The organism is Inquilinus sp. CAU 1745, assembly GCF_039839375.1.
Classification (GTDB): domain Bacteria; phylum Pseudomonadota; class Alphaproteobacteria; order DSM-16000; family Inquilinaceae; genus JBDOQU01.
Genome location: NZ_JBDOQU010000004.1, coordinates 84,513 through 98,492 on the forward strand (window position 1 = coordinate 84,513; position 13,980 = coordinate 98,492).

General features: G+C 62.0%; 13 protein-coding genes. 9 read left to right on the forward strand and 4 right to left on the reverse strand.

Annotated features, from left to right (window positions below):
* Positions 1 to 27 precede the first annotated feature (27 nt).
* Positions 28 to 816 (reverse strand): IclR family transcriptional regulator, encoded by a 789-nt coding sequence (locus AAFN89_RS06630; RefSeq protein WP_347537206.1) that lies wholly within the window; start codon positions 814 to 816, stop codon positions 28 to 30.
* 160 nt (positions 817 to 976) lie between these two features.
* On the opposite strand from AAFN89_RS06630, the gene AAFN89_RS06635 reads away from it, so the two are divergent.
* From AAFN89_RS06635 to AAFN89_RS06660, 6 genes are read left to right on the forward strand one after another with little or no spacing between them, the layout of a single operon-like run.
* Entirely contained in the window at positions 977 to 1,726 is a 750-nt protein-coding gene (locus tag AAFN89_RS06635; RefSeq protein ID WP_347537208.1) for an enoyl-CoA hydratase/isomerase family protein, read from the forward strand.
* 45 nt (positions 1,727 to 1,771) lie between these two features.
* Positions 1,772 to 2,833 carry an ABC transporter substrate-binding protein gene (locus tag AAFN89_RS06640; protein WP_347537210.1) on the forward strand — a complete coding sequence of 354 codons (1,062 nt, stop codon included), beginning with the start codon at positions 1,772 to 1,774 and terminating at the stop codon, positions 2,831 to 2,833.
* Between the two features lie 12 nt (positions 2,834 to 2,845).
* Positions 2,846 to 3,916, forward strand: a complete 1,071-nt coding sequence (locus AAFN89_RS06645; protein WP_347537212.1) for an ABC transporter ATP-binding protein — start codon at positions 2,846 to 2,848, stop codon at positions 3,914 to 3,916.
* Positions 3,913 to 5,676, forward strand: coding sequence for an ABC transporter permease subunit (locus AAFN89_RS06650; protein ID WP_347537214.1), 1,764 nt, complete (start codon positions 3,913 to 3,915; stop codon positions 5,674 to 5,676). The genes AAFN89_RS06645 and AAFN89_RS06650 overlap by 4 nt, the downstream gene beginning before the upstream one ends.
* 53 nt (positions 5,677 to 5,729) lie before the next feature.
* A complete protein-coding gene (locus AAFN89_RS06655; protein WP_347537596.1) occupies positions 5,730 to 7,229 on the forward strand; it encodes an AMP-binding protein in 1,500 nt (499 codons plus the stop codon).
* Complete coding sequence (locus AAFN89_RS06660; RefSeq protein WP_347537216.1) at positions 7,226 to 8,308, forward strand: hypothetical protein; 1,083 nt, start codon at positions 7,226 to 7,228, stop codon at positions 8,306 to 8,308. The genes AAFN89_RS06655 and AAFN89_RS06660 overlap by 4 nt, the downstream gene beginning before the upstream one ends.
* A 21-nt stretch (positions 8,309 to 8,329) precedes the next feature.
* Here AAFN89_RS06660 and AAFN89_RS06665 read toward each other — a convergent pair whose 3' ends face one another.
* Both AAFN89_RS06665 and AAFN89_RS06670 read right to left on the reverse strand, forming a co-directional pair.
* Positions 8,330 to 9,706 (reverse strand): DUF2252 family protein, encoded by a 1,377-nt coding sequence (locus tag AAFN89_RS06665; RefSeq protein WP_347537218.1) that lies wholly within the window; start codon positions 9,704 to 9,706, stop codon positions 8,330 to 8,332.
* A gap of 129 nt (positions 9,707 to 9,835) precedes the next feature.
* Positions 9,836 to 10,768, reverse strand: coding sequence for an SDR family NAD(P)-dependent oxidoreductase (locus AAFN89_RS06670; protein ID WP_347537220.1), 933 nt, complete (start codon positions 10,766 to 10,768; stop codon positions 9,836 to 9,838).
* A gap of 456 nt (positions 10,769 to 11,224) precedes the next feature.
* Between AAFN89_RS06670 and dcm the strand changes: the two genes are divergently transcribed.
* Genes dcm through vsr form a run of 3 tightly spaced genes read left to right on the forward strand, consistent with a single transcriptional unit; the run spans position 11,225 to position 13,655 of the window.
* Positions 11,225 to 12,394 (forward strand): DNA (cytosine-5-)-methyltransferase, encoded by a 1,170-nt coding sequence (gene dcm, locus AAFN89_RS06675; RefSeq protein WP_347537222.1) that lies wholly within the window; start codon positions 11,225 to 11,227, stop codon positions 12,392 to 12,394.
* Complete coding sequence (locus tag AAFN89_RS06680) at positions 12,391 to 13,200, forward strand: GIY-YIG nuclease family protein (protein ID WP_347537224.1); 810 nt, start codon at positions 12,391 to 12,393, stop codon at positions 13,198 to 13,200. Before dcm ends, AAFN89_RS06680 begins: the two co-directional genes overlap by 4 nt.
* 2 nt (positions 13,201 to 13,202) lie before the next feature.
* Positions 13,203 to 13,655 carry a DNA mismatch endonuclease Vsr gene (gene vsr, locus AAFN89_RS06685; RefSeq protein ID WP_347537227.1) on the forward strand — a complete coding sequence of 151 codons (453 nt, stop codon included), beginning with the start codon at positions 13,203 to 13,205 and terminating at the stop codon, positions 13,653 to 13,655.
* Positions 13,656 to 13,730: 75 nt separating this feature from the next.
* Here vsr and AAFN89_RS06690 read toward each other — a convergent pair whose 3' ends face one another.
* Positions 13,731 to 13,979: a hypothetical protein gene (locus AAFN89_RS06690; protein WP_347537230.1), complete on the reverse strand. Its 249-nt coding sequence runs from the start codon at positions 13,977 to 13,979 to the stop codon at positions 13,731 to 13,733.
* Between the last annotated feature and the right edge of the window lies 1 nt (position 13,980).

Below are 13,980 nucleotides of genomic sequence, written 5' to 3' on the forward strand. Positions count from 1 at the left end.
CTGAATCCGGCAGGTGGATGATCGCCGTCAGCGGCGTGAAATGGATCGGGCGGCGGCGACGATCAGTGCGGAGAAGCGGGAAGGGATTTCGTCCGGCCGATAGCGGGAACATGAGACGGCGACGTTCACCGCACCTTCCGGCCTGCCATGGCCATCGAGAACCGCCGCGGCTATCGACCCGTCGCCCCGGTAATATTCCTCGAAAGCCGTCGCATATCCCTGTTGCCGGGATATCCTCATCTTCTCGATCAGGGCTTCGCGTTTCCATGTGGTGAACTCGGTAAACGCCTTCAGATCCGATCGGTCGATGATGGCGATCGCCTCGTTTTCGGGTAGGCACGACAGCATTGCGATGCCTGGAGCCGTGCAGAAAGCGGGCATCCGCGAACCCACGACGACATCGATGTTCAACATATGACGGCTCATGAACCGTGAGACGAACAGGATGTCGGTGCCGTCCAGGATGGTCAGGTTGACCGTCTCCTCCGTCTCCTTGCTCAGATGCATGAGATAGGGCATCGCCCCGTCTATGAGGCGATTGCCGTGGAGAAAGTTGTACCCCAGATCGAGCACCTTCGCGGTCAACTCGTAACGGCGCGTCTCAACGTCCCTGCCCAGATACCCGAGCAACTTCAGCGTGTGCGTGAAGCGCTGGGCCGCACTGACGTCCATGCCCGTCTCCTCGGCGATCTGCGACAGGCTCATCGTGCGGCGTTGACTTGTGAAGGCCTCGAGGACTCGAAACGCCTTTTCCACGGATTGGACGGCGAGGGGGTCTCGCTTGCGTGCAGATCCGGGAAGCTCGGTCGCTACCATTCATGACTCCTAAAATTTCTAAATCTCATGACGGCTGATTTCCTTGTTGACAAGCGGCGCGGTCTGCCGGACCATTTTAATAAGAGTTATTATAATGCAATAACTGGAGCTAGGCGCAATGGGTGGTTTCATTCTCCGAGACGTTCGCGGCGCAGTCGGGGTGATCACATTGAACCGCCCCGAGGTGCTGAACGCCTGGAATTCGGAGATGCGCGAGCAGCTTGTCGCCGCGCTCGACGAGATGGAGGCCGACGGCAATGTCCGGGCCGTCATCCTCACCGGCGCCGGCGACCGTGCTTTTGGCGCGGGCCAGGACCTCAACGAAACGAAAAGCTTCGACGCGGCAAGGGCGGAGCTGTGGGTTGGCGAATGGGAGCGCCTCTATGACCGCCTGCGCTCGCTCTCCAAGCCGATCATCGCCGCATTGAACGGCGTCGCCGCGGGGTCGGCATTCCAGGTCGCCCTTCTCTGCGATATCCGGATCGGCCATGAGGGCGTGACCATGGGCCAGCCCGAAATCAATTCGGGTATCGCCAGCACGACCGGACCCTGGATCATGCGGGAGATCCTGGGTCTCGGACGAACCATCGATCTGACGTTGACCGGGCGGATGATGGATGCGGAGGAATGCTTCCGCGTGGGGGCCATGAGCCGGCTGGTCCCGCGCGAGGAGGTGATGGAAGCCGCCATGGAGCTTGCCCGCGAGTTGGCGGACAAGCCGCCCACCGCCATGCGCCTCGACCGGCAGCGGTTCCGTGAGGTGACCGAAGCCGGCTTGCGGGATGCCCTGGCCGCCGGAGTGCGAATTCAGAAGGAAGCCTACGCTTCGGGTGAGCCCGCTCGCATGATGGAGAAATTCCTGGCGGAGCGCGCGGCCCGGAAACACGCGCGCGCAAACGCCAATACATAATGAAGAAGAAGGCAAGAGAAGCCGTACAACAGGAGAGGAACGACCATGGAATTGCTACGCCCCACACGCCGTCACGTCCTGCAATTGACTGCCGGAGCCGCCGCCTCCGCCCTTGCGGCGCCCTACATCATCGGCCGCGCTTCAGCCGCGACGCAGCTGACCGTCGCTGATCCGGGCGGGCCGTTCGGTCCGGCCTTCCGGACTGCTTTCTACGATCCTTTCCAGGAAGCCACGGGCAATACGATCGTGAACGTGGCCCGCGACGCGGAGCCGACCGCCCAGTTCAAGGCGATCGTGGAAACGGAAAGCTATACCTGGGATGTCTGCACGCTCACCGTGTCCGCCCGCGACATTCTCGCCAAGGAGGACCTTCTGGAGCCGATCGGCTTCTCGCACGCGGATGTGCCGAGCCTGCTTCCCGAAGCGGTTTCAGAGCATTGGATGGGGACGGACGTCTATGCGACCGTGATGGCGTACCGAACCGACTGGTTCGATACCGGGCCGTCGAGCTGGGCCGACTTCTTCGATGTGGAGAAATTCCCGGGCCGGCGTTCGCTCCGCCGCAATCCGATCGACACGCTGGAACAGGCCCTCATGGCCGATGGCGTGCCGCTCAAGGAGCTCTACCCGCTTGATGTCGATCGCGCCTTCGCCAAGCTCGATCAGATAAAGCCGGAGATCGCCGTCTGGTGGACCAGCGGCGCCCAGAGCACCCAGCTTCTGCAGAGCGGCGAGGTCGACCTGATCAGCGGCTGGAACGCTCGTTTCCAGGCGGCCATCGATGGCGGCGCCCCGGCGGCGCTGTCCTGGAACCAGGGCCTGTATTCGATCGAAGGCTGGGGAATACCGAAGGGCTGCCCGCGGGCCGACGTCGCTCGCGAATTCATCCGCTTCTGCGCTGATCCCCAACGGCAGGCCGCCTTCACCGACGTGCTGGCCTATGGCCCCACAAATCTCGACGCCTACGAGACGATTCCGGCCGAGCGGGCGAGCATCCTGCCGACCTCACCGGAGAATATCGAGAAAATGGCCATGGCGGATGAAGATTGGTGGAGCGAGAACCGGGAGAGTGCGACCGAACGGTTCAACGCCTGGCTTCTGTCTTAAGGAAAAATAGTGGTGGCAGCGTCGAAGAGCGTGACTGAAGTTCAGCCAAAGCTTCTCATCGAAGGCTTGTCCAAGAAGTTCGGCAAGCTGACGGCGCTTGAGGCGAGCGACCTGAGCGTGGCCGGCAGTGAATTCCTGACCTTGCTGGGGCCCTCGGGTTCGGGGAAGTCGACGCTGTTGCAGCTCATCTGCGGTCTTCTCGAGCCAAGCAGCGGGCATGTCTACATTGATGGAAAAGAGCAGTCCGATATCCCGGTGCACCGCCGCGATATCGGGCTGGTCTTCCAGAACTACGCTCTTTTTCCTCATCTGACCGTCGCCGAGAATGTAGCCTTTCCCTTGAAGATGCGCGGACGCGCCTCCGCTGAGATCAAGTCCCGTGTAAAGGAGACGTTGGACCTGGTGCAGCTCGGACATCTTTCGGGGCGTCTGCCGAAGGAATTGTCCGGCGGACAACAGCAGCGTGTCGCGCTGGCGCGCTGCTTCGTCTACCAGCCATCCATCATTCTGATGGATGAGCCGCTTGGCGCGCTCGACAAGAAACTCCGCGACAACATGCAGATCGAGATCAAGAGGCTGCATCGCGAAAGCCGGGCCACGATCATCTATGTCACCCACGATCAGGAAGAGGCCCTGGCGCTTTCCGATCGGATCTGCCTCATGAACCACGCGCGGATCGAGCAGATCGACACGCCGCATAATATCTATATGCGCCCGCGCACCGCCTTCGCGGCCGATTTCATCGGTATATCCAACATCCTGCGTGGGGAGGTGACACGCAACGGAACGGCGCACCGTCTCAAGACGCCCTATGGCGAGTTCGTTCTGCCTGAAGGTTGCCAGGATGGGGCCGGCGCTCTGGTCATTCGTCCGGAGAATCTGACCCTTGGCGAGGGCGCGGCGAACCGTGTGTCCGGCACGGTCAAAGAGGTGGTGTATGCCGGTTCTGAAACACGGGTCATCGCCTCACTGTCGGACGACACGGATTTCATCATCCGGGTTCCGCCGGGTTTGAACATTCCGTCGCTAGGGGAAACGGTGACCGCGAGTTGGGATCCCAATACCGTGGCGGTCGTTCCGTGAGCATCGCCACCGCCAATACGCCCCCGGTGACTACCCGGGCGCGCCTGTTCCGTCGTCCATCGACGCTTTGGCTCGCCGTGCCGGGTATCCTCTTCCTGGCGTTCTTCTTCGCCTTTCCGGTCGCCAGGCTCCTGTTCCTCGCTTTCGAGGATCAGGAGACGGGCACGTGGACCCTTGCCGCGTTCAATCGCATTGTCGAATCAGACGTGTACCTTCACGTCCTCGGCATCACCTTCAAGATCGCCGGCTACACGGCTCTCGTTTCACTCCTGCTCGGATATCCGCTGGCCTACTGGTTGGCCACGAAGCCGGCATTCCTGCGTGGACGCCTGCTGCTGTTCGTCATGGTGCCGTTCTGGACGAGCTACCTCGTCAAGACCTTCGCCTGGATGATCATGCTCGGCCGAACGGGTGTGGTTAACAGTCTGCTCCTGGGCTCCCAGGTCACCGATCGCCCATTCTCACTTATGTACAACGAGTTCGGCGTGATGGTCGGCATGGTTCACGCCATGGTCCCGCTGGCCGCGATTACGATGTTGCCGGTGATGCTGAACATCGACCGACGTCTGGTGCAGGCCGCACAGACGCTGGGGGCGACCCCAATCCATGCCTTCTGGCTTGTCTATTTCAAGCTGTCGCTCCCCGGCGTTACTGCTGCGGGGCTTCTCGTCTTCATCTCGTCTCTCGGGTTTTTCATCGTCCCCGCGTTCCTGGGCGGACCACAGGAAACGATGCTCGCCCAGCTGATCATCGTCCAGATCCAGCAACTCCTGAACTGGTCGTTCGCCGGCGCGCTCGCGATGCTGATGCTGGTGACGGCTCTCGTCGCCTGCTGGCTCTATGATCTCCTCTTCGGCATCTCCACCGTGACCGGCGGAAGCGGAAAGGAATCGAGCGGCACGACGCGCCTCATCGGTCTCTTTGTCCTTGAGCGCGTGGCCTGGGCCACCGCCTGGATCGGCGCGGCGGCGCGCCGGCTGGTCGGGCCGAAGGTCACCGCCAGGACCCTCCCGTTCGTCACCTGGACGATCATCGCCTTCCTTGTCCTGCCGACGCTGCTGATCATTCCGCTCAGCTTCACAAGCTCGCAATTTCTGGAGTTCCCGCCTCCGGGCTGGTCGTTGCAATGGTATGAAACCTATCTGAATTCCCCGGTATGGATCGCCGCGACGGTGCGTTCGTTCGGAGTCGGCTTCGCGACGGCGATCTTCGCGACAATCATCGGCGGCTTCGCGGCGCTCGCCCTGTCGCGCAGCCGGTCGAAATGGGGAACGGCGATCTTCGCTTTCTTCCTGGCGCCGATGATCGTGCCGCGGATCGTGATCGCTGTCGGGATCTTCTATCTCTTCGCTCAGCTGGGCCTTGTGGCGACCAATACCGGTCTGGTGATCGGCCATACGGTGCTGGCCGTTCCGTTCGCCATGATCGCGGTTTCGGCGATTCTGAAAACCTATGATGTCCAGCTCGATCACGCGGCCGCCACGCTTGGGGCGAACCGGGTGAAGACGCTGTTCTTTGTCACCATCCCCCTTATCCGGGGCGGATTGGTTGCGGCGTTCCTCTTTGCGTTCATCACATCGTTCGACGAACTGACCATCGCGATCTTCGTCAGCGGCGGGATCAACACGACGCTTCCGAAGAAGATGTGGGACGACATGATCCTCCAGCTCAATCCGACTCTGGCCGCGGTTTCGGTCGTGGTGTTCCTCCTGGTCACGGCGATTCTCCTTCTAGCCGAACGGTTCCGCCGTTCCGACTAATCACGAGTTCTTCCATGACAATAGCGAACGACGGTCTCGTCGATCTCCTGCATATGCGGGCGGAAACTGATCCAGGCGGCCTCTATGCGCGGTTCGATGGAACGCCGCTGACCTTCGGGGAGCTGGACTTTAAATCTTCGGCCTTCGCCGCCTACCTTCGGGAACAAGGCATCGGACCCGGCGATCGCGTCGCCGTGATGATGCGGAACAGCATCCGGACGATCTGCGTCATTTTCGGGCTCGCGAAGGCCGGAATCGTATGGGTGCCCATCAACGCGCAACAGCGCGGCGACGGGCTGAGATATCTTCTCTCGGATGCCCGGCCACGCCTTCTGATCCATGATTCCGACCTTCGGCCGGTTATCGACGAGGCGACGGAGACGCTGGAACTTCCTCGTCTGGTGAATGATCCCGAACGCAACGACGGGCTCGCCGAGGCGATCGCTTTTGACGGGCTTGTTGGAACGGTCTCACTCGGACCCGACTGGCCTTTCGCGATCATGTACACATCGGGCACGACAGGCCGCCCGAAGGGCGTCGTCGTCACCCACCGCATGCTGAAACTGGCAAGCGAAGCCGCCGCGACCACGACGGAAGCCGGGCCCGATGATGTCCTGTTCGTCTGGGAACCTCTCTACCATGTAGGAGGGGCCCAACTCCTGTCATTGCCCCTGATGCGCGGTGTCGTCCTGGGGATGGTGGATCGTTTCAGCGCAAGCCGGTTCTGGGACCAGGTGCGCCGTGAGCATGCCACGCATATCCACTATCTCGGCGGCATATTGCAGATACTCCTCAAGCAGCCGCCGGACGGGCGGGATCGGGATCATGGGGTGCGGATAGCCTGGGGGGGAGGCTGTCCTCCCAATACATGGCGCGCCTTTCAGGAGCGCTTCGGCGTCGAGATCCGCGAATGCTATGGGATGACCGAGTCGTCCAGCATCACCACTGTCAATATCGGCGGTCCCGTCGGTTCGGTTGGGCGTCCTCTGCCTTGGTTCGACGTGAAAATCCTCGATGAGCACGGCCGTACCGTCGCGGCAGGCGAGAGGGGCGAGATCGTCGTATCGACCGATCTGGCCGGCGCCCTTTTCCCGGGCTATTTCGACAATCCCGAAGCCACGGCCGCCGTCCTTCGCGGCCAGACACTGCACACGGGCGATTGCGGATCGATCGACCAGGAAGGGAACGTGTTCTTCCACGGCCGAACGACGGACAGCGTGCGGGTCAGGGGAGAAAACGTTTCCGCCTACGAGGTCGAGCAGGTGGTCGGGACGTATCCCGACGTGGAGGATTGCGCCATCATCGGCGTCCCCGCCGAAATCGGCGAGCAGGACATCAAGCTGTTCGTCAGCCCGAAAAAGGGACGCTCGATAAGCGCCGCCTTGCTCTGCGACTGGCTTCAGCAGCGCCTGCCCCCTTATCAGATCCCGCGCTACATCGCCGTCGTCGATGACTTCGAGCGCACGGCAAGTCATCGCATCGTAAAGCATCGATTGCTGTCCAGGCGCGATGATTGCTGGGATCGCTTTGAACTGAAGGATCGTTCCGCATGACCGATTACCGCGATATCCTCGTAACCGGCACAGGCAGCTTCGCCGCACGGATTGTTTTCGACATCGCCGCGACGGCGTCCGATCCGGTCCGGGTCGTGGTGGCGGGCCGCAATCAGGACCGGCTGAGATGGCTCGTCACGGCCGGGAACGCCCGTGCATCGCTGTTCGGCAAGCCTGCCTCCTTTGCCCCCTACGAAGTCGATCTTCTGGCTCCGGACGCCGCGGGGCGGATGATCGCGGATAACGAACCGGGGATCATCGCCCAGGCCGCCTCGGTTCAGACCTCCCAGGTCATAGCGAACCGCAACAGCCGGTGGGCCAGGCTTGTCGCGGAAGGCGGCCTGAGCGTGACAGCCGTCTCTCAGGCCCTGCTGTCGGTTCGGGTGGCGGAGGCCATCACGAAAAGCGGCCGCGACATCGCGTTCTTCAACTGCGGGTTCCCCGATGTCGTCAACGGCATCATCAAGGCGCTCGGCCATCGGATCGTTTCGGGCTTCGGCAATATAGCGATCCTCTCCACGGCCTTCAGCGGCGCGAAGCATTTTGAAGACCCGTCGCGGCTGAAGATGCTGGCTCATTACCAGAACCTGGCGGCCTTCAGGATGCCACCGGCCGAGCGGACGGAGACGCCGCCTCGCGTCTGGATAGACGGACATGAGGTTCCAGACGTCTATCGGCATTTCGAAGACGTTCGGTTGACCCGGGAACCCGCGATCGAAATCTCAGGCGCCAGCGGGGTCCCGCTGCTGCTCGCCCTGGCGGCAGGGCGGGAATGGAAGGGACACGTGCCCGGACCCGATGGTCGGCCGGGCGGTTATCCGGTGGAATTGCGAGATGGCAAGCTCGCCCTCGACCTCCCGCCCGGCATGGACGAAGCCGAAGCCATCCGGTGGAACCGCGCCTTTGAAGAACGGGGCGGGATGGTCGTCGAGGAAGGCGGGAACGTTCTGTTCACGGGATGCCTGAGCGACTCACTCGAAGAATACAATTCCTCGCTGGCCAAGGGCTTCAACGTCCGCGACATCGAGCAGGTCTTCCAGTCGTTCGAGGATCTCAGGAGACATCTTGAAGCGAGCTGAATGCGAAGCCTGGCCTATGCGTCACCCCATAAACCCGTTTTCCCTGTCGCCGGAAGTTTCCTGAAGCATCAGGTTCAGCGTTCGCCAATCCTCCGCCGTCTGAACGGCGTAGGTTTCGGCCGCCGCGATCAACTCATCCCCGCATTCCTTCAGCGTCTTCGCGATCGACGTCTCGAAACGGACGGAGCGGCGGTCGCCCCGCGAATGCACCAGGGCCAGGACCTCGCCGCAGGCCTGGGCGTATTGCTTCAGCCTCCGCCCGCTCTTGCCGTCGGACAGGCAGATTTCCTCCGGGTCCATGTCGACGCGGGCATGATGCCGCGACCGGACGATCCAGTGGGCGCCCTTCCAGTCGACCTCGTCGAGGAGGAGGTCGGGCTCGCGCTGGACGAGCCGCTGTATGTCGATCGTCAGATGGGCCGGGTTGAGCGTGTTCTGCGGATCGATATCGGGGAAGGCGTGCAGGGGCGCGGCCTCGCGCTGCTGCTTGACCTCGACCAGATGGCAGAGCGCCAGATCATCGACGGTCGCCGAATCCTCCGGGCCGACCAGCAGATAGTACCGGTTGATGTTGACCGAACCGGTGCCGGCCCCCAGCCGCGCGACGATATCCAGGATGGCGTCGTCCACATAAGGGCGGAAGGCGGACTTGATGCTCCGGACGGTGGCCGCGTTGAGACGTTTGAACCGATCCGGCCGTCTCCGGAACCGGGGACCCTTCGGCCCGATCTCCACGGCCTTGCCCAGCGTGCTCTTCTCCTCGAAATCCTTGCCGCCGATCGATCGCCGCCTTGCCTTCTTCAGCGCCCCGTAAAGGACATGCCCCTTGCGGAAGTCCCCCACCACCTTCGTCCTGTTGAGCGGATCCTTGACGATCGACTCGCAGGCTTTCCGGTATCGCTTGAGGAATGCCCGCGCCGCCTCCCGGGCCTCTTCGTCGGTGGGGGCGGACAGGCCCGCCGGATCGTCGATCTCGTCGCTCCGATAGCGGCCTTCCAGAATTCCGCGCGAGAAATCGGCGGCGAGGAAGATGCTGGTCGCGAAGCGGGTCAGGTCCCAGGCGGCGTGGCCGATGCAGGCATCGTCGAAATCGTTCGGCGTGAAGATGATGTTGCCGCCATGGGAACCCTTCTCGGTCACGAAGCCGAAATTCGCCATGTGGCAGTCGCCCAGTATGGCGGTCGTCCTGACGGATTCGCACAGGCCGGCAGGCAGGCTGAGCACCCCGCTCTTCAGGTCCGCGTAGTAGATCTGCGCCGCACCGCGCAGGAAGCGGAACGGGTTCGCCGCCATCTTGCGGTGCTTGGATAGCGGTTTCCCTTGTCCGGGACATGCACCATCGACCCTGGAAAGTTCCCGTTCGATGAGCGTCCTGCGCGGCGAAGCGATCTGATCCATGGTTTTGTCCGGCGATGTCGTGATCTCGGCCGGATATCCTTAACCCGTCGCCGCCTTGCGAACTACCGGCGAATCAACCGGGATGGCGTCGGCGTCCCCGCCTGAGGTGCACTGGACGCCGGGAGCGCGTCAATGACGTCTGGCCTGGTCTTCCTCTTTCATCCGCCGGCGAATTCCGCCCCCGACGCCACTGCCTTCCTGCATGGGTTCGTAGATGCTGCCGGTCGTCGGCGGCAGCGAGCCTGCCTTCTTCACCTCCCTGTCGGCGATAGTCGCGGACATGCGCTCGGTGAGATCAGGGAAAACATGGTGCGATATATTGGAGGAGTGGGCTTTCGCGCCCACCGGCATTTCCTCCTTCGGGTCCGTGCATGCCTTCACGATGGCGTCGACCACGATTTCCGGATCGTCCATGGCCGCCATGCGGGGCTGATGGCCGGTATAGTTCGCGGCATGGCTCCACCATGGAGTATCGACTGCCCAGGGCATGATCGTCGCGACCTTGATGGAATCGTTCTCGCCGCCAAGCCGCAACTCCTCGTTCAGGGAACGGCTCATGCTCAGAACGGCTGCCTTCGTCGCGGCATAGGTCGTCTGGTAAGCGAGCGGTACCTCGCTATCGATCGAGCCGGTGTTTACAAGAACGCCATGGCCCTGCTTGCGGAACTGAAGAAGCGCCGCATGCGCGCCGAACATCAGTCCCTTGAAATTGACGTCGATCACGCGGGCCTGATCCTCCACCGGAATGTCCCAGAAGAGCCCAAGCGCGCCGACGCCGACATTGTTGATCCAGACATCGATGCGGCCGTACCTTTCAACCGCCGTCCGGGCGACGGCATTCACCTCTTTCGCATCGCTGATATCGCAGTGAGCGGCCACCGCTTCGCCGCCCGCGGCCCTGATGTCATTCTCGATCTCCGACAACAGATTGTCCCTGCGGGCGGCCAGGACGACCTTCGCGCCCGCTCGCCCCAGCTTCAATGCGGCGCCGCGACCGAAGCCACTCGATGCGCCCAGCACGACGATGACGGAGTCTTTCAGGTCTTCGCGGAATTTCGTCATGCCGCTCCAATGCCCGCCCGGAAGCAAAAGTTCCGATCCGCGCGCGGCTGCATTCCACGCTCTTGCGCGTGCCCCTCGCGCTGACCTGGCGCGCATCGGGTAAGGCAGAGGTAGGGCTGACGCATAAGCTAAGGCTGGCGGTCGCCGACCTTGAAAGGTCGGCCGCGACATCATCTCCAAGGATAATCTTCCAGGGCGCGTGCCGCTAGGGATCATGCGCTTCAGTGACGGCACGGGCGAAGTCCTTCAGACCCTCTAGCCATCTCGCTACCGACAGACCTTTCGGTTGAGAAAATTGACAGCATTTCGTGCAGTGGTTACAGTTCATGATATGTTCTTACGGCCATCAAACATATAGAAGATTGTCCACAGGAAACCGCACGATGTTGCGGGTCGATCGTTGAGAACTTAGAGCCGATTTGGAAAGATGGCCTCGGCCAGCGGGGGAGCGTCCGAATGCGAAGCGTTGAATTGTTCACTGGTTGCGGAGGCCTCGCATTGGGGCTTTCCAGAGCCGGGTTCAGACATGAGGCCCTGATCGAGAGAGACGGGAATTCGGTCCGGAATATCACGCATAACAAGGTATGCGGGCTCCAGCATGTGGCGCACTGGCCGATTCTGCGGGAGGATGTCCGATATGTTGATTGGAGGCCACTCGCGCGAGTTGACGTTGTCGCTGGCGGTCCTCCTTGTCAGCCTTTCAGCATAGGCGGCAAACACAGGGGGCATGAAGACAAGCGGGACATGTGGCCGGAAGCGGTTCGCGCGGTGCGGGAAATTGGCCCGCGGGCCTTCCTGTTCGAGAACGTGCGCGGCCTCGCGCGTCCCGCGTTCGCGGATTATCTCCGTTGGATCGAACTGTCGCTCGCCGCGCCCCAGATCAGGATCGATGAGAACGAGAGCCGCGACGCGCATCTGAGGCGATTAGAGCACCGCCGTCGCGAGGCGCTCTATGACATTCGGATTCTCAAGGTCAACGCCGCCGACTATGGAGCGCCGCAAAAGCGGCATCGGATCGTGTTTCTTGGCGTGCGAAAAGATCTGGATATCGAAATTGAAACGCCCATTCCGACACATTCCCACGAACGGTTGCTTTGGGACCAATGGATCACCGGCCGGTACTGGGAGAGGCATGGTTTGAGCCGCCCTTCCGAGGAGCCTGCGGGCGCGAACGACGCGAGGGTGGCGCGGCGACTTCGTCAGCATATGATCCCGCCGACGGGCAAGCCATGGATCACATGCCGTGACGCCTTCAGCGGCCTCGGAGAACCCGGTTCTCGCGATGACCTTGCGAATCATATCTTTCAGCCGGGCGCGCGATCCTACGCGGGGCACACCGGAAGCCCGCTGGACGAACCGGCCAAGGCGCTCAAAGCAGGCGATCATGGCGTGCCGGGAGGCGAGAACATGATCGCCTTCGCGGATGGCTCAGTTCGCTATTTCACTGTCCGGGAGGCGGCGCGCCTCCAGGGATTGCCCGACGACTACGAGTTTATTGGCTCATGGACGGAGAACATGCGTCAATTGGGCAACGCCGTGCCGTCAATGCTTGCTGAAGTGATCGCGCGGCGGCTGGCTGGTCTCCTGTCGCGGGAGAGGACGGATAAACGGAAGGCTGCGGCGTGACCGCGGAGCCGCCGATACCATCCCCCGGATATGGCGAATTCGAGATCGACATTCCGGCCGTTTTCAGGCGGCAGCTTCCGGAGATCCTCGAGAAAATTCCCGCCGCCCCGCTGGTTCTGGAGAACGTGACCGCCCTCCCGGAGAAGGCGCAGGGCGGCTACGTCCTCATGATGGACGGCAAGCGAGTGTATGTCGGCAAGACGGACGCGGCGGCCGGATTTCAGTCGAGGTTGAGGAGACACTGGAAAAATATCCAGCACCGCGTTGGCCTGAATCCTGAAAGGGTGACCTTTAAGGCGGTGCGCATCATGGTCTTCCACAACTTCGACGTGGAGGACATTCTCATCAAGAGATTCGCTGAGATCGATGGGAAGCCGCTCATCTGGAATAACTCCGGGTTCGGCTCCAATGATCCTGGACACAATAGAGAAGGGCAGGAGCCAGCCGCTTTTGACATGCAGTATCCTATCGACATTGACAGGCCGATCGACATTGGTCCTGGCGAACGATCGATTCTGGCGCTCTTGCTTCAGCTCAAGGGTGGACTGCCTTACCTGTTTAGATACGAAACAGATCTCGCGCCGACGCCGTCAAAGCCCCACAAGACGGCGCACTTTCGAACGGGGCACGCCAACCAACGCGATACACGGATCACGCTTCCCAAGAACGTGATGACGATGCGGGAGATCATGACCGAGATGATCAACACTCTGCCCGATGGATGGCTATGCACTGTGTTTCCCGACAGGGTGATCCTTTATAAGGAGCCGACGCGGTACAATTATGCGAGGGGCACAATCCCCTGATCATGGTGTCTGATCCAAATGAGCCGCCGACGAGCCCGGAAAGGTCGGCTCAAATGGCGCTGGTCAAGGGCAAAGACACGAAGCCGGAGATGGTGGTCCGGCGGCTCGCGCATCAGCTCGGCTATCGCTTCCGCCTCCACCGCCGCGATCTCCCTGGACAGCCAGACCTGACGCTCGCCAGCCGACGCAAGGTCATCTTTGTCCATGGGTGCTTCTGGCATCGGCATGAGGGATGCCGGTCGACCCGCACCCCAAAGAGCCGAATCGATTTTTGGAAACAGAAGTTTGAGGATAACGTCCGCCGTGACGCTGCGGCGCGAGAAGCGCTGGTCGCCGCAGGTTGGCGGGTGCTTGTGATCTGGGAGTGCGAAGTACGGAATATTGCCGGGCTGGAGCATCGCCTGCGGGAGTTTCTGGGGCCTCCAGGGCCAACCGCCAATGCTCGCCACCATTAATGCGACTAGGCTTTCGATGCACGAAATTCGTCATTCAGGCAATTCCGCTCGGCCCGCCCCGCCCCGCCCCGAAAGTCACGCCGCCCGGTCGAGCGCGTCCGTTGGGAACAATGCCCGCACCAGCGCGCGGCCCTTGGAGTTGCAGAAGCGGCATCGCGACCGTTCCCCGATCTCCCGAAGGTTCCGGTCGCCATGCAGGCGGGCCAGCATAGCGGCGGAGAGCCGGGCGGTATGGCCGCAGGCGTCGCATTCCGCCAGCAGGGGAAGCGACATCGAATGGATGGCCTTGACGCTGAGGTCGGCCTGAGGGCGATGCGTGTCCATG